The organism is Pseudarthrobacter woesei, assembly GCF_055412745.1.
Window position 1 is genome coordinate 22,707 of sequence record NZ_JBVAYU010000015.1, and the last position, 25,485, is coordinate 48,191.

A 25,485-nucleotide genomic window follows, 5' to 3' on the forward strand; every position below is an offset into this window, starting at 1 on the left:
ACCGAAATAGGCCCGCCACTGTGGTGACGGGCAATATTTCCGAGGAAAGGACGCACACGTGCGTAAGGTTTTTCAGGAAGAGCTCGCCCAGGTTGGGGAGCAGCTCGTCGAAATCTCCAAGCTGGTCAGTGAGGCCATTGAGAAGGCCTCAACTGCCTTCGAAGGCGCCGACATCGATCTGGCCGAGGACGTCATCGCGGCCGATGCCCGGATCGACTTCCTGCAGAACAGCCTCGACGAACGCGCCATCGACATCCTTGCTCTGCAGGGCCCGGTGGCCAGCGACCTGAGGATGCTCGTCGGCGCGCTCCGGATGAGCGCCTCGCTTGAGCGCATGGGGGACCTTGCCCGCCACCTCGCCCAGCTCTCACGTCTGCGCTACCCGGCCACAGTGGTGCCCGCCCGGCTGCAGGAGACGTTCAAGAGCTTCGCCGAGCAGGACGCGCTGATCGCCAGCAAGCTCACCGTTCTGCTGGAAACCCGCGACCTCGAAGTCGCCCGGGACATCATGAAGGCCAACAGCGCCGTCAATGATCTGCACCTCAGCGTCTTCAAGGAGATCGCCCGCAGCGACTGGCAGGAGTCCCCGGCCACCACCGTCGATGTCGCCCTGGCCAGCCGCTACTTCGAGCGCTTCGCGGACCATGGCGTCTCGGTGGCGCAGAAGGTCACCTACCTGGTCACCGGCGCCTGGCAGCCGAACAGCATCGAACACAGCTAACACCGCTTTTGCGGCACACACGACGGCGGCCAGTCACCTTGGGGGTGACCGGCCGCCGTCGTTAAATCCGGTGAACCTACTTCTTGCCCTGGTTGGCGACTGCCTGGATGGCCACGGCGGCGGCCTCGGGGTCTAGGTAGGTGCCGCCCGGGTTGAGCGGCTGGAAGTTCTCGTCCAGTTCGTACACGAGCGGGATGCCTGTGGGGATATTCAGGCCGGCGATGGCCTCGTCGCTGATGCCGTCAAGGTGCTTGACGAGGGCGCGCAGCGAGTTGCCGTGCGCGGTGACCAGCACGGTCTTGCCTGCCTTGAGGTCTTCCTTGATGTCCGATTCCCAGTACGGCATCAGACGGACGAGGACGTCCTTGAGGCACTCGGTGCGGGGCATGGCGTCGCCGAGGTCTTTGTAGCGCGGGTCCCCCACCTGGGAGAATTCGGAATCGTCGGCCAGCGGCGGCGGCGGCGTGTCGTAGGAGCGGCGCCAGGTCATGAACTGCTCTTCGCCGTATTCGGCGAGGGTCTGGGCCTTGTCCTTGCCCTGCAGCGCACCATAGTGGCGCTCGTTGAGACGCCAGTCGCGCTTGACGGGGATCCAGCCGCGGTCCGCCTTCTCAAGGGTCAGGTTGGCCGTGTTGATGGCCCGCTTCAACACGGAGGTGTAGAGGATGTCCGGGAGGATGTTGCTCTCCACGAGAAGCTCGCCGCCGCGAACCGCCTCAGCACGGCCCTGGTCGTTCAGGTCAACGTCCACCCAGCCGGTGAACAGGTTCTTGGCGTTCCATTCGCTGTGGCCGTGGCGCAGCAGAATCAGCTTGTAAGTCATGGTTTTTATCCTAGCCGAGCCGTCACGGACGGCGCCGAGCGTTACATTCCGCCGCCACCACTCCAACGCGGGGTCACTTCCGGCCCATCCCGGGGCCCCGCATGGGCCGGAAGTGACCCCGCGTTGGAGGATAAGGTGGGGATGTGGTGCAGAAGGCTGAACGGGTGCAGTCCCCCCGGAACCAGGGCGGGGCGAACAGCGGTTCCCGGGCAGGCAGGCCGGTCGGCAACGTTACCCGCGGCACCACGAACCCGAACCGGATGCGCCGTCTGGACCGCTGGCTGACCGGACCCCAGGCCTGGCGGTTGCGCGCCGCGGCCGATCCCCTCGTCGTGGACCTCGGTTACGGCGCCTCCCCGGCCACCGCCGTCGAACTCTTTGACCGCCTTTGCGTGATCCGTCCGGACGTGCGCGTGGTCGGCATCGAGATCGAGCCCGAGCGGGTCCGGCTGGCCAAGGAACTGGAACGCCCGGGACTCAGCTTCCGGTTGGGCGGCTTCGAATTGCCGGTGCCCGGCCGTCCGGTGCTGGTGCGCGCGTTCAACGTGCTGCGGCAGTACGAGGAGCGCGACGTCGCAGGCCTCTGGCGGCTGGTGCAGGGGCGGCTGGCCCCGGACGGCCTGTTCATTGACGGCACCTGCGATGAGATCGGCCGCCGCGTCACCTGGGTGGCGCTCGACGCCGAGAAGCCGCTGAGCCTGAGCCTGTCCATGCGGTTCGGCAGTTTCACCGTGCCCTCGGAGGTGGCGGAACGGCTGCCGAAGGCCCTCATCCACCGGAATGTGCCGGGCGAGAAGATTCATTCCTACCTGCAGGCGATGGACCAGGCCTGGCTGGCGGCCGCGCCGCTGGCATCGTTCGGGAACCGGCAGCGCTGGTCGGCCATGTGCCGGTCACTGCTCGACGCCGGCTGGCCGGTCCGGGACGGGCCCTCGCGCTGGCGCCTGGGCGAGCTGACCGTGGGCTGGGACGCCGTGGCGCCCGCCCTTTAGACGCTAGGGAACTAGGTCACCAGGGACCGTAGGGGCCTACGTTCCGGGTGCCGCCGCTGCCCGCATCCTTGACGGCGGGGCGGACGTCGGCCAGGTATACGGACGCCGCGGTGACAGCCGCGAGTCCGAACAGGCCCAGCGGTCCGAGGAGCCCGCCGCCGCCACCCAGCAGGGAGAGCAGGCCGATGGCCAGCGCGCCGCCGGTCAGGGCCAGCCAGAAGGTTTTGGTCCGCTTGGACACGGCTTCAAAGACCGGGCCCTTGTGGCGGAGGCAGTCGAAGAAGGCCCACACCTCGATGGCGAGGGCTACGAGGGCAAGGAGAAAATAGATCCCTGTTTCGGCATAGTAGATAAGCGCTCTTCCGTCCATGCCCCCAGCCTAGCCGCCCAGCACGGCGAATGCCTGCTCCAAATCGGCCCACAGGTCCTCGACGTTTTCGATTCCGACGCTCATCCGGACGAGGTTGTCGGGAACACTGGCCGGCTCGGCCGTGTGCCGGCGGCGCCGTTCGATCAGGGATTCCACGCCGCCCAGCGAGGTGGCCGGCAGCCACAGCCGCAGCGCCCGGATCATCCGGTCCGCCGCGTCGGCACCGCTCAGTCCGCCGTCCGCAGCGCCAACCGGGGCAATCTCAACGCAGAGCACGGAGCCGAAGCCCTTCATCTGGGACTTGGCCCGCTCGTGGCCGGGGTCCGTGGCGAGACCCGGGAACCGGATGCCGGAGACCCGCGGATGGTTGCTCAGCCGCCCGGCCAGCACGGCCGCCGAGGCCTGCGAGCGCTCCACCCGCAGCGCCAGGGTGCGCAGTCCGCGCAACGCCAGCCACGCCTCAAAGGGTCCGGCGATCCCGCCGTGGATAGTGCGGTGGTGCAGCAGCGTGGCGCGGAGGCCGGCGTCGGACGTCACGAGGGCGCCCAGTACGACGTCGGAGTGGCCGGAGAGATACTTTGTCACCGAATGCAGTACGACGTCGGACCCCAGCGCGAGCGGCTGCTGCACGAGTGGCGTGGAGAAGGTGTTGTCCGTGACGACGACGGCGCCCGCGGCGTGCGCCGAAGCGGCCAGCGCACGGATGTCCGCGACGCCGAGCATCGGATTGGTGGGGCTCTCCAGCCAGAGCATGCTGGCGGCTTTCCCGTCCGCCGGCGCGAGCTGTGCCCGGACGGCGTCGGTGTCCGCGATGTCGACGGTGCGCAGTTCCAGGAAGCCCTTCTCCGCCAGCTCCGTGGCCATCACCAGCGAACCGGCGTAGCTGTGCGAGGGCATCACGAGCACTCCCTGCGCGGGGACCAGGGACAGGGCGGAGCTGACGGCGGCCAGCCCCGAGGCGTAGAGCAGGCCGGGCAGGCCGGCGCCCTCAAGCTGGGCCAGGGCTTCCTCGAACGGGTCCCAGGTGGGGTTGGAATAACGGCCGTAGCCGCGGTCGCCGTCGCCGAGGGGCCCCGTGCCGAAATAGGTGGAGGACAGCACCAGCGGAGGGTTGACCGGCTGGTCGCGCTCCCGTGGTGGACGGCCGGCGGCCACGACCACTGTTTCGGCGGAGAGCGAGGCTGCCTGTTCTTCGGAAAGACTCATGCTCACAGGGTACTTCGGCGCCGCGGAGGGCCGCGAAGGCGTTGCGCCGGGCACTAGGATGTCGGTGATTGTCGGTACTCTAGAACAGTGACTACCCAGAACTCCGGACTGTTTATCGCCTTCGAAGGCGGCGACGGCGCAGGCAAGTCCACGCAGGCGGCAGCGCTGGCCGGGGCCCTTGAGTCGCGCGGCCTCACCGTGCTGCGGACCCGCGAACCGGGCGGCACTCCGATCGGCGAAAAGTTACGCTCCCTCGTGCTGGACCACGGCCACGGCCACATCGATGCCCACACCGAGGCCCTCATCTTCGCGGCGTCCCGCGCCGCCCACGCCGGCCAGGTCATCCGTCCCGCCCTGGACCGCGGCGAGATCGTCCTCACCGACCGCTACATCGACTCCTCGGTGGCCTACCAGGGCGCCGGCCGCGACCTTGGCACCGAAGCTGTCCGCGATATCAACGATTGGGCCACCTCAGGCCTGCAGCCGGATCTGACGGTACTGCTCGACGTCGACCCGGAGGTGGGCCGCCGCCGCCGCACCGCGGGGGACGCCGCCGAAGACCGCCTTGAATCGGAGGCCGATGAATTCCATGCCAGGATCCGGACCGCCTTCCTCGACCTCGCCGCGGCCCGGCCGGAGAAGTACCTAGTACTCCCGGCCCATCTTCCGGTTGACGAGCTCGCCGCACGGATCCTCGAGCGCGTCGGGTCCCTGCTGCCGCTCCCGCGCAGCGTGACCGCATGACCGTCTGGGATGACCTGCAGGGCCAGCCCGCCGTCGTCGCCCAACTGCGCCAGGCTGCCCAGGGCGAGGGACCCACCCATGCCTGGCTCTTCACCGGCCCGCCCGGTTCCGGCCGGTCCAACGCGGCCAAGGCCTTTGCCGCCGCGTTGAACTGCGACCAGGCAGACGTCGGCCTGCGCGGCTGCGGGGACTGCGCGGCCTGCCTGACCATCCTCGGCGAGACCCACTCCGACGTGGCCTTCGTGCGGACCGAAAAAGTTACCATCACCATCGATGAGGCACGCGAACTCGTCTCGACGGCGGGGAACCGGCCCTCCTCGGCCCGCTGGCGCATCATCGTGGTGGAGGACGCGGACCGGATGGCCGAACGCACCACCAATGTGCTGCTCAAGGCCATCGAGGAGCCCACCCCGCGGACCATCTGGATGCTGTGTGCCCCGTCCCCGGCCGATGTGCTCGTGACCATCCGTTCCCGCTGCCGGCCGGTGGCGCTCCGGCTTCCGCCCCCCGCCGATGTCGCGGCCCTGCTGGTCAAGCGCGACGGCGTGGACCCGGCTGTCGCGGAACGTGCAGCCCGGGCCGCGCAGAGCCACGTCGGGATCGCCCGCCGTCTCGCCCGGGATCCGGACGCCCGGGAGCGCCGGCTCGAGACCGTGCGGTTCCCGCTGGGCCTCCGCGGCGTCACGGCCGCAGTCCTGATGGCGGAAAAGCTGGTCAAGATCGCCACCGAGGAAGCCAACAGCTCCAACGATGAGCGCGACGCCGCCGAAAAGGTGGCATTGCTCGCCACCCTGGGCGCCCCCGAAAGCGGCACGCTGCCGCCGGCCATGCGGGGCCAGGTGAAGCAACTGGAGGACGACCAGAAGCGCCGCGCCAAAAGATCCGTCACGGATTCCCTAGACCGCACCTTGACCGACCTGCTGTCCTTCTACCGTGATGTCCTGATCATCCAGATGGGGAACGCCGTCGAACTCGTCAACGTTGAACTGAGGAGCGAACTCGACGAATTCGCCCGCCACTCCACCGCCGAGACCACCCTGGCCCGCATGGACGCCATCAACAAGGCCCGCACACGGATCACCACCACCAATGTGGCTCCGCTGCTGGCCGTCGAGTCCATGGCCAGCAGCCTCATCTGATCCCTGACCGTCCCGGTCCTGACCCGCCCTTCGCCCCGTTCCAATCCTCCGAGGAGAACCGCATGAAGTCTGCACGAGAAGCGCCCGCCAGATTCCGATCCGTAGCGATCGGCGTGCGGGCTGTCGGCGCCATGGCCCTGGCCATGGTGCTTGCATCGTGCACTCTCTTTGGCGGCGACAGCGGGTCCAAAGACGCAGGCAAGCCCGATCCGGCGATCGCGGCCGCGGCCCCCGCCGAGCTCCGGAGCTTCTACACGCAGCAGGTGAACTGGACCGACTGCGAGAACGACTTCAAGTGCGCCAAGATCAAGGTCCCGCTGGACTACAGCAAGCCGGACGGCGGGAGCATCGAAATTGCCGCGCTCAAGCTGTCCACCAAGAACAACAGCAAGAAGGGCAGCCTGCTGGTCAACCCGGGCGGCCCCGGCGGTTCAGGCTATGACTTCGTCCGGGATGCCGGTGCCACTAACATCTCGGAGCAGGTTCGCTCCAACTACGACATCGTCGGTTTCGATCCGCGCGGCGTGAAACGCTCGGCCCCGGTCACGTGTCTCACCGACCAGGAGCGCGACGCGTCCCGAGCGAAGATCTATGAACTTGACACGGACGCCGGGCTGGTCCAGGCCATCGCAGACAACAAGGTAATCGCCGCCAAGTGTGCCGAAAAGACCGGCCCCGTGCTCGGCCACGTCGACACAGCCAGCGCCGCCAAGGATCTCGACATTCTGCGCGGTGTGCTCAATGACAGCAAGCTGAACTACCTCGGCTACTCCTATGGCACCTTCCTCGGCTCCACCTACGCCTCGCTGTTCCCGGACAACGTTGGCCGGATGGTTCTCGATGGCGCCCTGGACCCGTCCCTCAGCTATGAAGAACTCACCAGCGGCCAGGCCAAGGCCTTCGAGAAGGCCATCCTGGCCTACGTGAAGCATTGCCTCGAGGACAACGGCTGCCCCCTCAGCGGCACCCCGGAGGAGGCCGTCGGCCAGATCCAGGACATCATCACGGCTGTGGAGGCGGACCCGAGGTCTGCGAAGGACGGCAGGGTGGTCACCGCCTCCACGTTTGTCAGCGGCTTTATCCTGCCGTTCTACAACGATGACAACTGGCCCGTGCTTACGCAGGCCCTGGATAGCGTGTTGAAGGGCGACGTGACGCCGATGCTTCGGCTCGCCGACCTCGGCGCGGACCGGGAGCCGAACGGCAGCTACTCCGCGAATTCGACATTTGCTTTCACCGCCGTCAACTGCCTGGACTACCCCATGGTGACGGACACCGCCGGCATGCGGGCCGACGAGCAGCAGTTGCGCCAGGACTCCCCCACCCTGGGCTACTCCTTCGCCTACGGCGGCACGAACTGCGCGGACTGGCCGTACAAGAACGTCCGGACGCCGGCCCCGGCGGAGTACACGGGTTCAACCGAAATTCTGGTGGTGGGGACCACCGGCGATCCGGCGACCCCGGTGGAATGGGCCGGCTCGCTGCGCAAGCAGCTCGGCAATGCCTCGCTGCTGACGTGGCAGGGCGAGGGGCACACCGCCTACGGCCGCTCCAACGATTGCATCGCCAAGGCTGTGGACGGCTATCTCGTGGACGGGAAGTCACCGGCAGACAACACCGTCTGCTGAGGCTCGACGGGGGCTTTTGAGCGACCCGCAGCAGCTCATTTTGACCCGGGCGCCGGGACTCCATTACAGTTATCTCTTGCATGATCCGCCCGGTTCGCCGGGTTTCGTGTGGTTGCTTCCTTAGCTCAGTTGGTAGAGCGTCTCACTCGTAATGAGAAGGTCGCCAGTTCGATTCTGGCAGGAAGCTCGAACTATGAACGCCGGCCAGATGATTCTGGCCGGCGTTCTGCTTTAAGCATTGGTCAAGCCCCGGATATCCCCGATCGGCCGTATGAAGCCCCTACGATGGTCCGGGTGAAGATCAACAAGAAGGCCGGCTACGCTTCCGCAATTGCCCTGACCCTCGCGTTGACGCCGCTCGTCCTGGCGTTGCCCGCCGTGGCCGAGCCCTGCGGGACGATCGGTGGTGTCATCCCGGTGCTGATCTGCCCGCCCGCCCCCACCCGGCCGGTTGCGAGCCCGACCCCGTCCCCGACGGCGAGCAGCACCGCACCGCCGACGACGACTCCGGTGGTGCCGCCGGCGCAGCCTCCCGCAGCTCCCGGGCCCACGCCGGCCGCCGGCCGGCAAGCGACCGTGGCCCCGGCAGCAGACCCTGGAGCGGTTTCACCGCCGGCTGCACCCGCCGTTCCCGCCCTCCCGACGGCCACACCATCAGGAAATCCCGGGGCGACCGCCGCGCCGAAGACCTCCGAAGAAGAGGACGGGAGTGTGCCCGGTGCGTTGCTGCTGGCGCTCGGCGGACTGCTGATGACCGGCTGGGCGGCTATCAGCCTGCGGCGACCCGCCTAGGCACTATTTGACGGTCAGCACCGGATTGACCGGAGCCTTCACGGCATCCACCTGCAGGCCCACCGTGCGCTTCTGGCCTGCGGTAATCGTCGTGGCCCATTCGGAGCCGGTGCAGGTGACCGAGACCTTGGCAATGAACGTGCACTTCACGCCCCAGGAGTTGACCACCCTGGTGACGTTCGGGTCCGGCCAGGTTACGGACCAGGTGAGGGCGCTCCGCAGCCCGGTGACGTCGATGTTGGCGACGTAGCCGCCATTCCAGGAGCTGGCGAGCCGCCAGGCAGCGCTGATCGCGGCGCCCGTCGCCGGGGTGGGCGAGGGGACCGCCGTCGGGGTCGGGCTGGGCGTTGCCGTCGGGGTGGCCGTGACCGTCGGCGTCGTGGTGGGCGCAGCGGTGGCCGTGACAGTCGCGGTTGCGGTCGGCGTCGGCGTTGCGGTCGGCGTCGGGGCCGCGGGCGTACCGGCCAGGATCGGGGCCAGCGCGGCCAGCTTCGCAGCCTCCGGCGTGCGCCAGTCCGCCTGGACGAGGCCGCCGGTGATGCCGCTGTTCGGGTTGAAGGACCAGTAGGCGAAGCTCATGCCGTTGGTGCCCAGATAGGAGACGATCCGCTCCATCCACTGTTTGTCCGAGGTGGTCTGCAGGGCGGATCCGAACTCGCCGAGCAGTACCGGGGCGATGCCCTGTTTCTGGAGGTAGCCCCAGTTTTTGTCCCAGACGGCGGGCAGGTTGTTCGGGTAGTTCGCGTCGCTGAACCACTTTTGCGCGTACAGGGAGGCGGGGTAGTCGTGCGGCGAGTAGACAACGCGGTTGGGGGTGGCCAGGACGATGGGCTTCGCTCCGGCGTCGGCCAGCCCGCCGCCCCACCAGGTGGCGGTGCCGTTGCCCTGGTTCTCGATGCCTTCGATGAGGATCAGCAGCTTCGGGTTGGAGGCCAGGACGGCGTTGCCGCCGCGGGTAGCTGCCGCGTGCCAGTCGGTCGCTGCGGAGCCGCCCCAGCTTGCGGCCCCGGCCGGCTCGTTGTGGAGGTCCGCGCCGATGACCGTCGGATCATTTTTGTAGCGGTCGGCGAGCATTTTCCAGTCGGAGATCCATTTCGACTCCGGGTAGGCGGAGGTGTACCAGAGCGGAGACTGGTCGGCGCTGGACGGACGGTGCCGGTCCAGGATGATCTGCAGGCCGATGGCCTTGGCCCGGGCAATGACGGTGTCCATCAGGACCAGCGGCGTCTTGCCCTCGAGGGCGTACGCCCTGTTGGCCCAGTAGTTCAGGTTGCCTTTGATGGACGTCGCGGCGAGGCACTCGTTGGAGAACGGCAGCCGGACGGTGTTGAAGCCCATTGACTTGATATTGGCCAGGGCATCGTCGATGGTCAGGGTCCCCCACAGGCCGTGCGGCATGCAGTCGGAGGTCTCCATGCCGAACCAGGACGTTGCCTTGATCGTGTACGCGGCGTTGTTCGAATCCCGGATCGTTCCGCCGTCCGTGTGCAGCCATCCGGTGGCGGGTGCGGCGGATCCGGTCTCCGCAGTGATTGCCGTGCCGGGCGGACCGGCAGCCTGGGCCGATACGGCGAAGGCGGACAGCGCGAGCGTTCCAGCCAGGGCGCAGCTCACCAGTCCGGCCGCCATCGCCTTGTGACTTCGGCCGGCATGGCGCGGCGAGTGCGTAAACAGCTTCACATTGTCCTCCGTGTGGGTGTGCCGGCACAGTGCAGAACGGCAAACAAAAAGTATCAAGCCCAAGTGGAAAAATATGCCCTTTTGCGAATATTTCCTGCCGTGCCGAGGTGGAGGGGGCTTTGTGACCCTTGCCTTTGCACACGGCCGTCAGCAAGTCTTGGGACATGGAGCTGCCGGAGCGGACGCAGGCGGGACCTTCCGGGTCGCCGGGCATGAAGCGGCGCATCGTCTGGGGCCCCGTGATCGGGTTCGGCCTCGTCAGCCTGGCCGCCGACGTCGTGTCCGACGGCGCCCGTCCGCTGGCAGGTCCCCTGCTGGCCCAGCTCGGCGCGTCTGCCTTGCTCGTTGGCCTTGTGACCGGCGGCGCCGAAGCCGCCGCCCAGGGTCTCCGCCTCGTCTTTGGCCCGTGGTCCGACCGCACCGGCAAGTACTGGACCTTCACGCTGGCCGGCTACACGCTCACGGCCGTCTGTGTGCCCTTGCTTGCCCTTGCACCATTGGCCGGAGCGGCGGGGCTGGCCCTCGCTTCCGTCCTCATCATCGGGGACCGGGTGGGCAAAGCCGTCCGGAGCCCGGCAAAGACTGTCCTGCTGGCGGCCGCCGCCAAGCCCGTCGGCCGCGGCCGCGGCTTCGCGGTCCACAAGTCCCTCGACCTCGCCGGGGCCCTGCTCGGCCCGCTCCTGGTCGCGGCGGTGCTTGCCGCCACCGGTCTCATCTCGGCGGCTTTCGCGGTCTTGGCCATCCCGGCCGCGGCGGCCCTGGCCCTACTGGCCTGGCTCCGCCGTCGGGTCCAGGACCCTGGGAACAGCAGGCCGGCGGCGACGACGGCAAGCGGCGGCGCCACAGACGCTGCCGGCCACCCGCCGTCGTTGTTCACCGGACGCTTCGTCCTCTTCGCCGTCGCTGCCTTCTTCTGGAGTGCGGGGCTGGTGGCCTTCGGCGTCATCTCCTTTCACCTGACGACGACGGTGGCCGTTCCCGTCGCCGTGGTCCCGCTGCTGTACGCGGGGGCGATGGCGTCGGCGGCCCTCGGCGCCCTCGCCAGCGGCGTGCTGTACGACAGGGCCGGAGCTGCCGTGCTCCTTGGGCTGCCCCTGCTGATCGCGGCCGTGCCGGTGCTGGCGCTGGCCCCGGGTGCCGGGCTGGTGCTGGCCGGCGTCCTGGTCTGGGGCGCGGCCACGGGCATGCAGGATTCGACGGTCAAGGCACTGATCGCCGATCTGGTGCCGGAGTTCCGGCAGGGCACGGCCTACGGCGTCTTTGCTGCCTTCGAAGGGGCCGGGGCGCTGGCGGGAGGGGCGCTGTACGGTGCGCTCTATGGCTCCCGGCCGCTGCTGATAGCGGCTGTGGCCATCCTGCAGGCCGTCGCCGTCGTCGTGCTCCTCGTGACGCTGCGGAAGTCCGGCCGGCCCTAGTGTCCGGCCGGCAGGCCCGCCGCGGCGCCTCGCCGCCGGCGCTGCCGCTGCGTGAGGCCGTAGGCGATCTTGCGGAGCTCATCGAACCACAGCACGGTCGAGGCCATGGCGACGCAGACAGCCCAGTGGCCCGGGTCCAGGGACGCGGTGCCGAACGCATGCTGCAGGACGGGCAGCTCGACGACGGCCACCTGAAGCGCCGCCGCCAGCAGGACCGAACCCCAGAGCCACTTGTTCACGAACAGCCGCCGGAACGCCGTGGTGGTCTCCGAACGGGAGTTGAAGGCATTGAACAGCTGGGCGAAGACAAGGGTGGTGAACCCGGCGGTCCTGGCCACATCGAGCGAATCGGTGCCGCCGGGGACCAGCCCGCCGGGCAGCAAGATGTCGATGGTCAGCAGCGATGCCACCCCCATGACCAGTCCGCTGCTGAGGATGCCCAGCCACATCCGCGGTCCCAGGATGCGGTCGCCGCGTTTGCGCGGTTTGCGCGCCATAACGTCGTCGAGCTCCGGGTCCACGCCCATGGCGAGCGCCGGACCGGAGTCCGTGACGAGGTTGATCCACAGGATCTGGGTGGCCAGCAGGGGCACCGCCACCTCACCGGGACCCGCACCGGCGAGGCCCATGGCGCCGGCGAACACGACGCCGAGGAAAACTGTGAAGACCTCGCCCATGTTCGAGGACAGCAGGTAGCGCAGGAACTTTTCGATGTTCTCGAAGATGACCCGGCCCTGCCGGACGGCGGAGACGATCGTGGCAAAGTTGTCGTCGCCCAGGATCATGTTCGAGGCCTCTTTGGTGACCTCGGTGCCGGTGATCCCCATCGCGATGCCGATGTCGGCGGTTTTCAGCGCCGGCGCGTCATTGACCCCGTCGCCGGTCATGGCTACGACATTGCCCTGGGCCTGCAGGGCAGTGATGATCTGGAGCTTGTTCCGGGGAGCCACCCGGGCGAACACGGAGGTTTCCCGGGTGACCGTGCGCAGGCCTTCCTCGTCCATCTCGTCAAGCTCGGCGCCGGTGACCGCCCGCTCCCCCGGCCCTGCGATCCCCAGGTCACCGGCAATCCGCGCGGCGCTGAGCGGGTGGTCCCCGGTGATCATCATGACCCGGATGCCGGCCCGCCGCGCCTCGGCCACCGCAGGGGCGGCTTCGGCCCGGGCCGGGTCCAGGATCCCGACGACGCCGACGTACACAAGTGTGCTTTCGTCCTCCTCATCGAGCACGTCCGTCTCGTGCCGGTCCTCCGCGGTGTACCGGCGGTAGGCCACGCCGAGGGTCCGGAATGCCTGGGCCGAGAGTTCCTCGACGTCGGCCAACGCCCGGGCATGGCGGTCCGCGTCCAGGGCGACGACCTCCTCACCGAGCTGCAGCCCGGTGCAGCGTTCGAGGAGGACATCCGGCGCACCCTTGGTGACGAGGAACAGCGTGCCGGCCTCCCGGTGGTGTGCCAGCGCGGACATAAGCTTCCGCTCCGAGGTGAAGGGGATCTCCCCGTGCCGTTCATACTCGCCGAGCCGGTCCGTGACGCCGTCGAGCTTCCTGGCGGCGACCAGGAACGCCGCTTCCGTCGGATCACCCTGGATCTCCCACTCGCCGTCGTGCTCCCGTAGTTGCGCGTTGTTGGCAAAGGAACCGCCGGCCAGCATCAGGCGGGTTTCGTGGAGGACGGCCGGGTCCCCGATTTCGTCCCCCTCCAGCAGCACCTTGCCTTCCGGCCGGTAGCCGATGCCGGTGAGCTCCACCTGTCCGGAGGCGGTGGTGATCCGGCAGATGGTCATCTCATTGCGGGTGAGTGTGCCGGTCTTGTCCGAGGCGATGACCGAGGCGGATCCGAGGGTTTCCACGGAGTGGAGCTGTTTGACGACGGCCTTGCGTCTGGCCATGTTCTGCACACCGATGGCCAGCACCACGGACAGGATGGCGGGCAGCCCCTCGGGCACGGCCGCGACGGCCAGCGAGACGCCCAGCAGCAGGACGGCGACGAGGCCGCCCAGCGTCGATACTCCGTTGACGATGATGATTGTCGCCATCACGACGACGGCGATCACGATCACCGTGATGCCCAGCAGTTTGCTCACGGCGGCGATTTCCTGCTGCAGCGGAGTCGGCGCGGACCCTGCCCGCTCCAGCATGCCGGCGATGGCGCCGACCTCGGTGTCCATGGCGGTTCCGGTGACCACCGCACGGCCCACACCCCGGGCGACGGCCGTTCCCTTGTAGACCATGTTCAGCCGGTCACCGATCGGGACGTCCCCGCCAAGCACCCCGGGCGCCTTGAAAACGGGCCCGCTCTCGCCGGTCAGCGAGGATTCGGACACGCCCAGGGAGCTTGCCGTGATCAGCCGGGCGTCGGCACCGACGGAATCACCCTCGGCAAGGACCAGGATGTCACCCCGGACCAGCGCGGAGGACGGGATGGTCTTAAGCTCGCCGTCCCGTAGCACTGTGGAGTTCGCGGCCGTCATCAGCCGCAGGGCCGCGACGGCGTTTGCGGCCTTGTTCTCCTGCACGAAGCCCAGGATCCCGTTGAAGAGCACCACCGCCCCGATCACGACGGCGTCGACCGGCACCCCGGTGGCGCCTTCGGCGGCCCAGGCAACAACGGAGATGGTGATGGCGGCCAGGAGCAGGTAGATCAGCGGATCCCGGAATTGCGCCAGGAACTTCCGCCACAGCGGGACCGGCGGCGCGGAGCGCAGCTCGTTGGGGCCATAGAGCTCGAGCCGGCGTGCCGCTTCGGCGGAGTCCAAGCCGGTCTCCGGGGTGACGCCGAAGGTGTGCAGGGCCTCTGCGGCGCGGCGCAGATGCCACGGGGGATGACTTTCGGGGGCGGGCGTTAGGCCGGCGGGCGAATCCTGGCGGGCACCGCCGGGCATGGGAGTGCCGTGGGGATGGTTCATACCGTTGTCACCCGCATGCCCTCATCCTTGCCAACCGCCGGGGCTCCTGCAAGAACGTGACGCCGGGGATCCCGGGCGCGGTCGTACAGCGCGCCGGCCAAACGGAGCTCGCCCCCGAATGCCCGGTGATGATGCTCTGGTAGATGAAGAAGGCACCGCCTAGATGAAGAAGGCACCGCCGCGGCCCGCTGGCCGGGGTCGGCAGCTCCTATGATTCTTGCATGGGAGAGCTGGAGCTGGCGGGCATTGCGGCACGGCTCTATTCCCTGCCGTTCGACGAATTTGTGGCCGCCCGGACGGCCGCCGCCAAGGACGCCGCCGCCACGAAGGAGCAGCCGTCCCTGGCAGCGGAAGTCCGTTCCCTTCCCAAGCCGTCCGTGGCGGCGTGGGCGGTGAACATGCTGGCGGCGCAGCAGCCGGAAACGCTGCGGGAGCTCGCCGCCCTGGGGAAGTCGATGCGTGCCGCGCAATCGGCCCTCGACGCTGCCGGACTCCGCCGGCTGGGACAGGCGCGGCGTCAGTTGCTTTCCGTTGCCGTCCAGGCGGCGCAACTTCTCGCGGAGCAGCAGGGCCGGAAGATCAGTGCCACGATTGCGGCGGAGGTTGAAGAGACACTGCGCGCGGCCACAGCGGATGTAGGTGCCGCGGCGGCCGTCCGGAGTGGCCGCCTGCTCCGGGGGCTCTCCGCCGACGGAGTCGACGTCGTGGACCTGGCCGGTGCCGTGGCCCTGCCGCCCTTTTCTGCCCCGGCTGATGCTGCCCCGGTGTCCTCGAAGGTCCCCGCCCGGACTTCCGCCAGGACCTTTTCCGCAGCGGCCGAGGCGGCAAGAGCGAAACAGCCCCGGCTTCGGGCGGTGCGGCAGGAGCCTCGGACGCCGACGCCGTCGGCGCTGGAACGCGCCACGGCCGCGCTGCAGGAAGCTGAGTACGCGGCACGCGCAGCCGCGGAGGAAGCGGGCCGCTGCGAGGAGAAGCTGGTCGAGTCCACCAGGCTGGCGGCACAACTGGCGGGCACTGTACGCAGCCTCAGGGAACAGCTGATGCAGACAGAACGGGACCTCAAATCCGCGCGCAAACGGCAAGAGCTGTCCGCGGCCCAGGCGCTGCAGGCAGCCCGGGCCGCCGACAAGGCCCTGCGCAAAGAGGGCCTCGCCCGGGAACGGGTTCTGCGGCTTGGCAACACGCCGGGCTGATGGACCATTACTGTCGGAGGCCGGCTGCACACTTAAACCATGGAAACGAACCAGTGCTTTGAAGTGACGTATCTGGACACGGACTGCGGCCATATCCGCACCGAAAGCTTCGCCGACGCCGCGGATGCGGAACGATTCGCCAGCCGCCGCATCGTTGCTGAGGACGGGTGGGCCATCATCGACGCCGTGCCGCTGCGGCAGGACAGGGAAGCCGCCTAGCACGTGCCTGGGAATCCGGGCAGCAGAAAGGGCCTCCACCCGAATCGCCTGGAGACCCCTGCTGCTGTCCTCGGCCCGGCCGCGGCTCGCGCGCCAGGCGGCTCGGCCGGGATTACGGCTCAGCGCAGCCCGGCTGAAAGCGTGGCTTAGGCGAAGTCGGAGACTGCCGGGTCGGGGCCGATGCGTCCGGCACCCTCTGCTGAGTTGTCCAGGCCGTTGATGGCCTGCACATCGGTCTCGTCCAGGCTGATGTCCAGGGCCGCGTAGTTCTCGCGGATGCGGGACTCTGTCACGGACTTGGGGATGACCACGTTGCCGACGGCCAGGTGCCAGGCGATGACAACCTGCGCCGGGGTGGCGGTGTGCTTGTCGGCGATGGCCGCGATGATCGGGCTCTCCAGCAGCTCGCCGCCCTGGCCCAGCGGCGACCACGCCTGGGTGAGGATGCCCTGGGAGGCGCTGAACTCACGCAGCTCGGCCTGGTTGAAGAAAGGGTGCAGTTCAATCTGGTTGATGGCCGGAACAACGCCGGTCTCGTCGATCAGGCGCTGCAGACCCTCCTTGGTGAAGTTCGAGACGCCGATGGTCTTGACGCGGCCCTGCTTCTGGAGCTCGATGAGGGCCTTCCACGTGTCCACGTACTTGTCCTGCTTGGGCTGCATCCAATGGATCAGGTACAGGTCCAGCGTCTCGAGGCCCAGCCGGTCCATGGACTCTTCGAAGGCCTTGAGGGTGGGCTCGTAGCCCTGGTCCGCATTCCACAGCTTGGTGGTGATGAAGATGTCCTCCGGCTTGAGGCCCGAGCGCTCGATGGCGCGGCCCACGCCGGCCTCGTTGCCGTAGATCTTCGCAGTATCGATGTGGCGGAAGCCGGCCTCGAACGCCTGGACAACCACCTTTTCGGCCACGTCGTCTTCAACCTGCCACACCCCGTAGCCGAGCTGGGGAATGGTGTTGCCGTCATTGAAAGTCAGTACCGGTGAAAGGGTCATCCAACCATCCTGCCCACGTCCCGTCCGTCCGGCCAGCGCAGGAGCACGGCTAAGCTACGCGCGTAACGGGGAATATCCGGTCACGGGCGGCCGCCTTCGGTTTTCAGTCCCCGGCAGCGGCCTCGACGAGCCGCCGCTCAGCGTCGCTGACTTGCTCCAGCACCGATTCGGCGCGCCGCCGCACCGACTCCGCGCCTGCGGAGGCGGGTCCAACGGCGAGCCGCAGCATGGCAGCGGCTTCGGCCGTTGTCGCAAGGGAGTTGCCCGCGGTGGACAGCGCCCGGTGGACGCCGCCCAGCGCGCCGGGGATGTCGAGGCCGTCGCTGGGTGAACGCCGCTGGGCTTCCACGCAGACCCGCCGGACCCGGGCCGAGAGTGCGGACAGTTCATCGGCGATCGCCACGAGTTCGGCGTAAAGCGCTTCATCTTCCACCCCCTCAAGGATTTGGTGGTAGCGGTCCAGCCCCCGGGTGAAACGGTCATGGGCACGCCGCCAGAGGCCTTTGCCGAGCTCGGCGTCGTCTTTGCGGCCCTGCCGGGCGCTACTAAAGAATCCCAAGAGTGCCCTAGAGGTATTGGCCGGGGCCGTGGTCGGGATCGGCGGGGCCCGGACGCTGCGCAGGCTCCGCGCCGGGCTTCGGCGCCGCAGCCCTTTGGGGCTCACCGTTTTCCCCGATAATGACGCCGGGCGCAATCACCGTTCCGGGCGGCAACTGGCGGAGCTGCAGCTGGGCCATGGCCTGTTCCCGGGCGGCGTGCTGGGCCGCGAGGGCCGTCTGGATGCCGTGAAAGAGCCCTTCAAGCCAGCCGACCAGCTGGGCCTGGGCGATGCGCAGTTCCGCGTCAGTGGGTGTGGTGTCATCGGGGAAGGGCAGGTTGATCCGCTCAAGTTCCGCGACGAGCTCCGGCGCGAGGCCGTCCTCAAGCTCCTTGATGGAGCGTTCGTGGATTGCAGCCAGCCTCAGCCGCGCAGCGTCGTCCAGCGGGGCGGACTTCACCTCGTCCAGCAGTTGCTTCATCATGGTGCCGATCCGCATGACCTTCGCAGGTTCATCCACCAGGTCCTGGAGCTGGCCCCCTTTGGGCCGGCCCGCGGCGGGTCCGAGGTCCTGCGGCGCTTCCCGCCGCGGCTGCACTGCCGGCCCGGGCTGCGCCGGCTGTCCGGCCACCCCAAACGTGGCGGACGGTGTGGTCTGGCCGCCGTCGTGGGCAGGGTCGCGGTCCAGGGTGGTCCCCTCGACGGGAACGTCGTCGGCAGGCTTTGTAGCGTGTGGATCGCTCATGGCTTCATACTCTCACGAGCCGGGAGCGGCGAACCGGGCACCAAGCACAGCCACGAAAGCAACGGCGACAGAACCTTTCGGGCACAAAAAAGCGGATGACGCCGTCGGGCACCCACGTGCCCAACGACGCCTCCCGAAAGTGGCAATCCGGTCAAGGAACCGATCAGTGGCCGTCGATCAGTGGCGGCCGATCAGCAGCACCGGCTCTGCGGGTTGCGGTCCTGGCGGTCCGCGTGGTCCCGCCAGAACTCCCGCTCGGTCATCGGCGGGCCGCCGTGGCCCGAGTCGGCGTGGTGCTCAAGGTACTTCGCGTAGGCATCCGCACCCATCACCCCGCCCAGGTACCGGGCAAAACCCCGGAACCCTGCAACTACCGCGTTCATTTCCGGCGCCGCATCAGTGGTGTGCGGCCTTGTCGAGCCGCTTGTCTGCCGGCAGTTTGTCCCACTCGGACCGGAGTTCTGCCTCGGCAGCCGATGGGAACGGACCCGCCGGGGCGAACACGCGGGAAGGCAGGGCCGGGTCCTCGTTGTCGATGTTGACCACACCGGCCTTGGCATTGCGGAACGCCTTGTAGGTGGCGATCAGCGCCGCCGTGATAACGATGATGCTGAGCACCACGAAGATGACCGAGAGCCAGCCCTGGATCGCGGTGTTGCGGACCACGGCTTCCATGGCAGGGACGGTCTTGGCCGTTCCGAAGGAGGTCTTGCCGTCCGCCAGTGCCTTGGAGAAGGCGGCGTTGTTGGCGAAGTAGCCCACCGCCGGAGTGGAGGAGAAGATCTTCTGGTAGCTGGCCGTGATGGTCACGACGGCCGCGAAAGCCATCGGCAGCGCCACGATCCAGAGGTACTTGAACGAGCCCTTCTTGGCCGCGATGGCCAGACAGACGGACAGCGCGATGGCGGCCAGCAACTGGTTGGCGATACCGAACAGCGGGAACAGCGTGTTGATGCCGCCCAGCGGATCCGTAACACCCATCAACAGCACAGCACCCCAGGCACCGACCATCACCGCGGTGGCAAGCCAGGCACCGGGACGCCAGGAGTGCTCCTTGAACTTCGGTACGAAGTTGCCGATGGAGTCCTGCAGCATAAAACGGGCCACACGGGTGCCGGCGTCGACTGCCGTGAGGATGAACAGGGCCTCAAACATGATGGCGAAGTGGTACCAGAAGCCCATCAGGGCCGTGCCTCCGATGAACTGCTGCATGATGTGGGCAAGACCCACGGCCAGTGTGGGCGCGCCGCCGGTGCGCGAAACGATGCTGGCTTCACCGACGTTGGCGGCCGTTTCCGCGAGCATGTTCGGGCTGATGTTCACGCCGGAGAGACCCAGGCTGTTGACCCAGGCGGCCGCGGTTTCAACCGTGCCGCCGGTGAGGGCGGCCGGGGCGTTCATGGCGAAGTAAAGCCCGCGGTCAATGGAGATCGCCGCGACCAGGGCCATGATGGCCACGAAGGACTCCATCAGCATGCCGCCGTACCCGATGTAACGGGTCTGGCGTTCCTTTTCGATCAGCTTCGGCGTGGTGCCGGAGGCGATCAGGGCGTGGAAGCCCGACAGCGCACCGCACGCGATAGTGACGAACAGGAACGGGAACAAAGCGCCCGGGAAGACGGGGCCATTGTCGCGGCTGGCGAATTCGCTGAACGCCGGGACGGTGATTTCCGGGCGGACCACGATGACGGCTACGGCCAGCATCACGATCACGCCGATCTTCATGAACGTGGAGAGGTAGTCACGCGGGGCCAGCAGCAGCCAGACCGGCAGGATCGCGGCGATGAAGCCGTAGACGATGAGGGCCCAGGCGATGGTGACCTTGTCCAGGGTGAAGAAGGCGTCGCCCCATTCGGTGGCCGCGACGGCACCGCCGCCGATGATGGCCGCCATCAGCAGCACAAAGCCGATCAGGGAGACCTCCATGATCTTGCCGGGGCGGAGGAAACGCAGGTAGATGCCCATAAAGAGGGCGATCGGAATTGTCATGCCGACGGAGAAAACACCCCACGGGCTCTCGGCCAGCGCGTTCACGACGACGAGGGCCAGGATGGCGACGATGATCACCATGATCAGCAGGGTGGCAATCAGGGCGGCGGTGCCGCCGATGACACCGAGTTCCTCGCGGGCCATCTGCCCGAGGGAACGGCCGCCGCGCCGCATGGAGAAGAACAGGACGACGTAGTCCTGGACTGCGCCTGCAAACACGACGCCGATGATGATCCAGATGGTGCCCGGGAGGTACCCCATCTGGGCAGCCAGGATGGGGCCCACCAGCGGACCGGCGCCGGCGATGGCGGCAAAGTGGTGACCGAACAGGACGTTGCGGTCCGTGCGGACATAGTCCTTGCCATCGGCCTTGTACTCTGCGGGGGTGGCCCGGCGGTCGTTCGGCTTGAGCAGGTAACGCTCAATGACCTTGGAGTAGAAACGGTAGCCGATCAGGTAGGTGCATACGGCGGCAAACACGAACCAGATGGCGTTGACGGTTTCGCCGCGGACAATCGCGAGCATGAACCAGGCAACGGCGCCCAGCAGGGAAATCGCCACCCAGAGCGCGATCTTGCCGGGCGTCCATTTACGGTCTTCGGCTTTGTGGACGGCTTCGTCCACGGCTGTGGCCGGCAGGGCGGGATCCGGCGTGATGCCGTCCTCAACCTGTAAGTTTTTTGGCGTGCCATCTGGCATTGTGCCCATGTCTCCTCCTTGAGAAACCCCAGCTGGACAAACCCACTCGACAGATATGCCCCAAGGCACCCTACCAACGCGGCATCCGGATGGGTATGGCTTTGCGCCAGGCGGTACGGGGGCGGCGATGAGCGGTCGGGCGGACGAGGCCACCGGCGGGGAAGTTGCCGGCGGGTTTTTGCGTGCGAGTGGGAGGACCGGTTCCGCTAGACCGGAGGCATGGCGAGCTGCATCAGCCGGGCTTCGCACAAATCCAGCCAGCGGACCTCGGCTTCGGTCTGGAAGATGAGCGAATCCAGCACCAGCAGCCGTGCGGTGTCGGCCGGCCGCTGCTGGGCGGCGGTGTCGCGACGGGCCTTCGTGTAGTCCTGCAGCGCGCGGATGGAAACGGCCCGCTGGGCCTGGATGGCGGCTCCGACGTCGACCCCGGGTAGCGTCAGGCCGAGCGCGAGCTTGATGGCCAGCTCATTGCGCGGCGGGTTGCTGCGGGCGACCGGCGACGTGAACCAGTCCCGGACAGCGGCCTGGCCCGCCGGGGTGATGCAGTAGATGATGTGGCCCTCGCCGTCGGCGCCTTCCTTGCGGACCAGACCATCCCGCTCCAGCCGGTCAAGGGTGGTGTACACCTGCCCGATATTGAGCGGCCAGGACGAACCGGTGCGGTCCTCGAATTCGATCCTGAGCTGGTAGCCATAGCGTGGCCGGTCCTGCAGCAGTGCGAGGAGGCTGTGGCGGATAGACATTGTGCTCCCGGCGGTGGCGGAACGACAGCATACACGCGCCCCAAGACGCGTGTATACCGCGTATGGAATTACATTACCGTCGTTTAGGTTCCCGAAGCAATACGGCGTATGCCATACCGGGTATAAGTGCCCGCGCGCCGGGGTTACATCATCAGCAGGATCTTGCCGACGTGGTCGCCGCCGTCGAAATACCGGTGCGCGGTGCGGACCTGGTCCAGCGGGAAGGTCTTGGCCACGAGCGGGCGGATCCGTCCGTCGGCGATGAGGGGCCAGACCGCTTCACGGACGGCGTCCATGATGACCGTCTTTTCCTCTACCGGGCGGGGGCGCAGCGCCGTGGCGATAATCGCGGCCCTCTTGGTCAGCAGTTTGCCGAGGTCCAGCTCGCCCTTGGCGCCGCCCTGCAGCCCGATCACCACGAGCCGTCCGTAGTCGGCCAGTGCGTCCACGTTCCGCGTGAGGTATTTGGCTCCGACGACGTCGAGGATGACGTCCGCGCCCTTGCCGCCGTTCTGTGCGCGCAGGCTCTCCGGGAAGTCTTCCTCGGCATAGTTGATGGCGATATCCGCTCCGAGGAACGCTATGGCGGTGCCGACCTTCTCCGCGGTACCCGCCGTCGTGGCCACGCGGGCGCCGAAGGCCTTCGCGAGCTGGATGGCCATGGTGCCGATGCCGCCCGTGGCGCCGTGGATGAGCACGGTTTCGCCCGGCTGCAGCTGCGCGGTCATGATCAGGTTCGAATAGACCGTGGCGGCGACCTCCGGCAGGGAGGCGGCGGTGACCAGATCGACGCCGTCGGGAATCCGCAGGACTTGCCCGGCCGGAACAACCACCTGCTCGGCGTAGCCGCCGCCGGCCAGCAGTGCGACCACCTTGTCCCCGACGGAGAACGGCCTGGTGACACCGGGACCGAAGCCCGCGATCCTGCCCGAAACCTCCAGGCCGGGAATCTCGGAAGCTCCGGGCGGTGGCGGGTAGTGGCCTTTGCGCTGCTGGACGTCCGCGCGGTTGAGCCCCGCGGCAACGACGTCGATCAGCACCTCGCCGGTGCCGGGCACCGGGGCCGGGACCTCGCGGATCTCCAGGGCTTCGGGCCCGCCGGGCTCTGAGATGTAGACGGCCTTCATGGAGAACTCCCGATTTTCTAACTGACTTCGTGCAGGGATGCTCCTGCGGCACACCACGTCCGGCAGCACCTCATCCCAGAGTAAGTGGAGTAGCCGCGCCCGTCGGCGAGCGCCGCCGCGTTTTTTGTGGCTTCCTACCGGCTATGGAACACTACTCGTTAGGGAAGGTTGTCCGAGCGGCCGATGGAGCTGGTCTTGAAAACCAGTGTGCGGTAACCCCGTACCAAGAGTTCGAATCTCTTACCTTCCGCGAACAATGCCCCTGGCTCATGCGCTTGCCGCAGCGCCGGGGGCATTTTTGCGTTCCCGACCGGGGGCTCGGTCCTCGCGCGGGCAGATCAGGGCGGATCCGCGGCCGTCATTCGCCCTGATCTGCCCTCGCGAGGACAGCGCAGCGCCAGGGCAGCCGAAAGTTTTGTTTCCCGCGGCCCGTTATCCGGGCCAGCCCTGCGCCTGCAGGGCCTGCCGGACGCGCATCAGCACCCAGCCCTCGCCGTTTCTTGAGTCGAGCTTGGTGACCACGAGCTGCCGCCACCCCGCGCTGACGGTGCGTTCGTTCCGCAGCGCATCGGAATGCTGCTGTGCCGGCGTCAGGTGGTGGCCGCCGTCGTACTCCACCGCCAGCCGGTACTCCGGGCAGGCGAGGTCCACCCACAGCGGCGCACCCTGCGGGTCGGTCATGACGTAGTTCGGCTCGAAGGCCGGCAGGGCGGAACGCCCGAAGAGTAAACGGAGCCGGGTCTCGGGAGGAGAGTCGACGCCGACGCGAACCAGGCCGAGTGCCTCCCGGAGCAGCCGAAGGCCGGCCACCCCGTGGTGCCGGCCGGCGTACGCCAGGAGTTCCGGGAGGGGCACGCGGGCGGTTCTTGGGTGGTGATACCGCGTGTGTTCGCACACCAGGTCGTCGGCGATGACCACGAGGTCATCCCGGCCCAGGGCCCCCGTCCCGGCCAAATCCAGCAGGGTCCGGGGCATGGACGTGACCGGAACGCCGTCGAGGATCACGACGTCTTCCGGCGCCAGGGGGGAGCGGTGGCCGATGACCCCTTTCCGACGGGGCGCGGCGGCACCGCAGCGGGTCAGGTGCAGCAGACTCGCCGACGGCGGCAGCCGCCTGTCCGCCAGCCGGCCCGGGAGCTTGAAGGAGTGGACCTCGGCGGCGGAGTAGAAACTGACAGTGTCCGGTGTGCCCAGCCGGGTGTAGGGCCGGGCCCTGGCGAGGAGGGTCTGCTCCCGGGCGAGGGGAACGCGGATGCCGCGGCTGGGCACGTGCAGGTCCTTGGCCTTGGCCCGCCACGGAGAGATGCCGCGCAGCCGGGCCTCGCCGATGGTGAAGGAGCCTGCCGCGAGTTCAGCAGGCAGGGGTTTCGCTGTCGCCATCCGACCATTAGGCCACAGGACGGGCCGGGACGCGCGGGGTTATCCACAGCCCAGGCGGGAGAGGCGCAGGGGCAGGGCACCGCTAGGGCAGATCAGGGCGGATCAGGGCGGCGAATCCGCCCTGATCTGCCCGCGCAACACCGGCCGATGGCGGACGCCGCGGCCGGGAAGCGCGTCCGCGGCACCGGCCTCCACACGGCGCGAATCTCCGCCAGCCATTGAATCCGGTTAGGCCCCCGGCATAGTCTCTGTGGTGTCTCCACCACCCACCCGAATCCGGCGGCCCCGGGAGCAACCAGTCCCTGGCCGCGGAGCAGATCAGGAGCCCGCTATGCCTTCCCCCGAACTCTCCAACGGCGCACCCTGTTGGATCGACCTGATGACCTCGGACACCGGGAAAGCCAAGCAGTTCTACGGCGGGCTCTTCGGCTGGACGTTTGTCGACGGCGACCAGGAAAAATACGGCGGCTACATCACGGCGTCGCGGAACGGAAAGTCGGTCGCCGGGATGATGCAGAAGATGGAAGACCAGGCCGGCATGCCGGATGTGTGGACCACCTACCTGCGCTCCGAGGACGCCGCGGCAACGGCCGATGCGGTGGCCGAGCACGGCGGCCAGGTCTTTATGCCGCCGATGGATGTGCCGGAACAAGGACACATGGCGCTCTTCGGCGACGCGACCGGCGCGGCGATCGGCGTCTGGCAGCCGCGCGAAATGAAAGGTTACGAACTCGTCGCCGAACCCGGAGCTCCGGCCTGGCATGAACTCCATGCCAAGGACTACGCGGGGGCCGTCAAGTTCTACCAGGACGTTTTCGGCTGGGACACCGATGTTATGAGCGACACCCCCGAGTTCCGCTACACCACCCTCGGCGCCGGGGATTCAGCCAAAGCCGGGATCATGGACGCCTCGGGATACCTGCCGGCGGATGTTCCGGCCAACTGGCAGATCTACTTCGCCGTCGAAGACGCGGACGCCTCGGTCGAGAAGGCCCTATCCCTGGGCGCCACGGTGATCGACGGGCCGGACGACAGTTCCTTCGGACGGCTTGCCACCCTGGCTGATCCCACCGGAGCCATGTTCAAAATTGTGGCCGAGAACGCCGACGTCCGGCCAGAGGTGCCCTGAACGCACCAGAAAAATCTTCAGGAAAAGCTGAGGAAAAACTCTAGTAAAACTGCTGCAGCAAGTACCGGCCAGACCCTTCCACTTCGGAAACTGGCCGGTATTCTTTCTGGCATGCCCGGATCGTGAGCGGCCGCGCATCGTTCTACTGACGCAGGTCAGAAGCTCCGCCAACACCGTCTCCGGGGTCGCCGTTGGGGTCTCCGTGCCGGCTGTGACGCGTTCCGCTGGGGGACGTCTCGCCGAATGCGCGCGCAGTACACACCGTGTTCATTCAACTCTGTTTTGCTGTGCCGGAAACTGCTTGACCAGGAGCAA

The 25,485-nt window shown here is 67.8% G+C and carries 23 protein-coding genes and 2 tRNA genes; 12 read left to right on the top strand and 13 right to left on the bottom strand.

Annotation, left to right across the window (positions count from 1 at the left end; translation table 11 throughout):
- Positions 1 to 58: 58 nt before the first annotated feature.
- Complete coding sequence (phoU, locus tag ACZYZE_RS16780) at positions 59 to 721, top strand: phosphate signaling complex protein PhoU (protein ID WP_459319538.1); 663 nt, start codon at positions 59 to 61, stop codon at positions 719 to 721.
- Positions 722 to 797: 76 nt separating this feature from the next.
- Here the strand turns inward: phoU and ACZYZE_RS16785 are convergent, their stop codons facing one another.
- Positions 798 to 1,544 (bottom strand): phosphoglyceromutase, encoded by a 747-nt coding sequence (locus tag ACZYZE_RS16785; RefSeq protein ID WP_459319537.1) that lies wholly within the window; start codon positions 1,542 to 1,544, stop codon positions 798 to 800.
- A 143-nt stretch (positions 1,545 to 1,687) separates the two neighbouring features.
- Between ACZYZE_RS16785 and ACZYZE_RS16790 the strand changes: the two genes are divergently transcribed.
- On the top strand, positions 1,688 to 2,536 hold the full coding sequence (locus ACZYZE_RS16790) for a class I SAM-dependent methyltransferase (RefSeq protein ID WP_463908993.1): 849 nt from the start codon (positions 1,688 to 1,690) through the stop codon (positions 2,534 to 2,536).
- Positions 2,537 to 2,552: 16 nt separating this feature from the next.
- Here the strand turns inward: ACZYZE_RS16790 and ACZYZE_RS16795 are convergent, their stop codons facing one another.
- Together ACZYZE_RS16795 and ACZYZE_RS16800 are read right to left on the bottom strand one after the other, a co-directional pair.
- Positions 2,553 to 2,906, bottom strand: coding sequence for a DUF2516 family protein (locus ACZYZE_RS16795; protein ID WP_459319535.1), 354 nt, complete (start codon positions 2,904 to 2,906; stop codon positions 2,553 to 2,555).
- 9 nt (positions 2,907 to 2,915) lie between these two features.
- Positions 2,916 to 4,112 carry a trans-sulfuration enzyme family protein gene (locus ACZYZE_RS16800; RefSeq protein ID WP_459319534.1) on the bottom strand — a complete coding sequence of 399 codons (1,197 nt, stop codon included), beginning with the start codon at positions 4,110 to 4,112 and terminating at the stop codon, positions 2,916 to 2,918.
- An 87-nt stretch (positions 4,113 to 4,199) separates the two neighbouring features.
- Here ACZYZE_RS16800 and tmk point away from each other — a divergent pair, with 87 nt between their 5' ends.
- From tmk to ACZYZE_RS16825, 5 genes are all read left to right on the top strand, one after another.
- Complete coding sequence (gene tmk / locus ACZYZE_RS16805) at positions 4,200 to 4,856, top strand: dTMP kinase (RefSeq protein WP_459319533.1); 657 nt, start codon at positions 4,200 to 4,202, stop codon at positions 4,854 to 4,856.
- A complete protein-coding gene (locus ACZYZE_RS16810; protein ID WP_463908995.1) occupies positions 4,853 to 5,995 on the top strand; it encodes a DNA polymerase III subunit delta' in 1,143 nt (380 codons plus the stop codon). The genes tmk and ACZYZE_RS16810 overlap by 4 nt, the downstream gene beginning before the upstream one ends.
- A gap of 62 nt (positions 5,996 to 6,057) precedes the next feature.
- Complete coding sequence (locus ACZYZE_RS16815; RefSeq protein WP_463908997.1) at positions 6,058 to 7,623, top strand: alpha/beta hydrolase; 1,566 nt, start codon at positions 6,058 to 6,060, stop codon at positions 7,621 to 7,623.
- Positions 7,624 to 7,737: 114 nt separating this feature from the next.
- Positions 7,738 to 7,810, top strand: a tRNA-Thr gene (locus ACZYZE_RS16820).
- A gap of 107 nt (positions 7,811 to 7,917) precedes the next feature.
- Complete coding sequence (locus ACZYZE_RS16825) at positions 7,918 to 8,415, top strand: hypothetical protein (RefSeq protein WP_463908999.1); 498 nt, start codon at positions 7,918 to 7,920, stop codon at positions 8,413 to 8,415.
- 3 nt (positions 8,416 to 8,418) lie between these two features.
- Here the strand turns inward: ACZYZE_RS16825 and ACZYZE_RS16830 are convergent, their stop codons facing one another.
- Positions 8,419 to 10,095 (bottom strand): cellulase family glycosylhydrolase, encoded by a 1,677-nt coding sequence (locus tag ACZYZE_RS16830; protein WP_463909001.1) that lies wholly within the window; start codon positions 10,093 to 10,095, stop codon positions 8,419 to 8,421.
- Between the two features lie 164 nt (positions 10,096 to 10,259).
- On the opposite strand from ACZYZE_RS16830, the gene ACZYZE_RS16835 reads away from it, so the two are divergent.
- Positions 10,260 to 11,510, top strand: coding sequence for an MFS transporter (locus ACZYZE_RS16835; protein ID WP_463909003.1), 1,251 nt, complete (start codon positions 10,260 to 10,262; stop codon positions 11,508 to 11,510).
- On the opposite strand, the gene ACZYZE_RS16840 is transcribed toward ACZYZE_RS16835, so the two are convergent.
- The gene (locus ACZYZE_RS16840; RefSeq protein ID WP_463909005.1) at positions 11,507 to 14,416 is read right to left on the bottom strand and encodes a cation-translocating P-type ATPase; all 2,910 of its coding nucleotides are present in this window, start codon (positions 14,414 to 14,416) and stop codon (positions 11,507 to 11,509) included. The two genes, ACZYZE_RS16835 and ACZYZE_RS16840, sit on opposite strands and share 4 nt — an antisense overlap.
- Before the next feature lie 221 nt (positions 14,417 to 14,637).
- On the opposite strand from ACZYZE_RS16840, the gene ACZYZE_RS16845 reads away from it, so the two are divergent.
- Both ACZYZE_RS16845 and ACZYZE_RS16850 read left to right on the top strand, forming a co-directional pair.
- Positions 14,638 to 15,609 carry a hypothetical protein gene (locus ACZYZE_RS16845; RefSeq protein WP_463909007.1) on the top strand — a complete coding sequence of 324 codons (972 nt, stop codon included), beginning with the start codon at positions 14,638 to 14,640 and terminating at the stop codon, positions 15,607 to 15,609.
- A gap of 39 nt (positions 15,610 to 15,648) precedes the next feature.
- Entirely contained in the window at positions 15,649 to 15,828 is a 180-nt protein-coding gene (locus ACZYZE_RS16850; protein ID WP_463909009.1) for a hypothetical protein, read from the top strand.
- 146 nt (positions 15,829 to 15,974) lie between these two features.
- Here ACZYZE_RS16850 and ACZYZE_RS16855 read toward each other — a convergent pair whose 3' ends face one another.
- From ACZYZE_RS16855 to ACZYZE_RS16885, 7 genes are all read right to left on the bottom strand, one after another.
- Entirely contained in the window at positions 15,975 to 16,820 is an 846-nt protein-coding gene (locus ACZYZE_RS16855; RefSeq protein ID WP_463909010.1) for an aldo/keto reductase, read from the bottom strand.
- A 103-nt stretch (positions 16,821 to 16,923) separates the two neighbouring features.
- Positions 16,924 to 17,379, bottom strand: coding sequence for a hypothetical protein (locus ACZYZE_RS16860; protein WP_459319523.1), 456 nt, complete (start codon positions 17,377 to 17,379; stop codon positions 16,924 to 16,926).
- 7 nt (positions 17,380 to 17,386) lie between these two features.
- Positions 17,387 to 18,103, bottom strand: a complete 717-nt coding sequence (locus tag ACZYZE_RS16865; protein WP_459319522.1) for a bacterial proteasome activator family protein — start codon at positions 18,101 to 18,103, stop codon at positions 17,387 to 17,389.
- Positions 18,104 to 18,294: 191 nt separating this feature from the next.
- Positions 18,295 to 18,486, bottom strand: a complete 192-nt coding sequence (locus tag ACZYZE_RS16870) for a YbdD/YjiX family protein (protein WP_459319521.1) — start codon at positions 18,484 to 18,486, stop codon at positions 18,295 to 18,297.
- Between the two features lie 13 nt (positions 18,487 to 18,499).
- On the bottom strand, positions 18,500 to 20,800 hold the full coding sequence (locus ACZYZE_RS16875) for a carbon starvation CstA family protein (protein WP_463909013.1): 2,301 nt from the start codon (positions 20,798 to 20,800) through the stop codon (positions 18,500 to 18,502).
- Positions 20,801 to 20,997: 197 nt separating this feature from the next.
- Positions 20,998 to 21,534 (bottom strand): PadR family transcriptional regulator, encoded by a 537-nt coding sequence (locus tag ACZYZE_RS16880; protein WP_459319519.1) that lies wholly within the window; start codon positions 21,532 to 21,534, stop codon positions 20,998 to 21,000.
- A gap of 143 nt (positions 21,535 to 21,677) precedes the next feature.
- Entirely contained in the window at positions 21,678 to 22,661 is a 984-nt protein-coding gene (locus tag ACZYZE_RS16885) for an NAD(P)H-quinone oxidoreductase (RefSeq protein WP_463909015.1), read from the bottom strand.
- Positions 22,662 to 22,823: 162 nt separating this feature from the next.
- Here ACZYZE_RS16885 and ACZYZE_RS16890 point away from each other — a divergent pair.
- Positions 22,824 to 22,911: transfer RNA gene (locus ACZYZE_RS16890), tRNA-Ser, on the top strand.
- Between the two features lie 182 nt (positions 22,912 to 23,093).
- Here ACZYZE_RS16890 and ACZYZE_RS16895 read toward each other — a convergent pair.
- The gene (locus ACZYZE_RS16895; protein ID WP_463909017.1) at positions 23,094 to 24,041 is read right to left on the bottom strand and encodes an endonuclease domain-containing protein; all 948 of its coding nucleotides are present in this window, start codon (positions 24,039 to 24,041) and stop codon (positions 23,094 to 23,096) included.
- A 331-nt stretch (positions 24,042 to 24,372) separates the two neighbouring features.
- On the opposite strand from ACZYZE_RS16895, the gene ACZYZE_RS16900 reads away from it, so the two are divergent.
- A complete protein-coding gene (locus ACZYZE_RS16900; RefSeq protein WP_463909019.1) occupies positions 24,373 to 25,170 on the top strand; it encodes a VOC family protein in 798 nt (265 codons plus the stop codon).
- Positions 25,171 to 25,485: the final 315 nt, after the last annotated feature.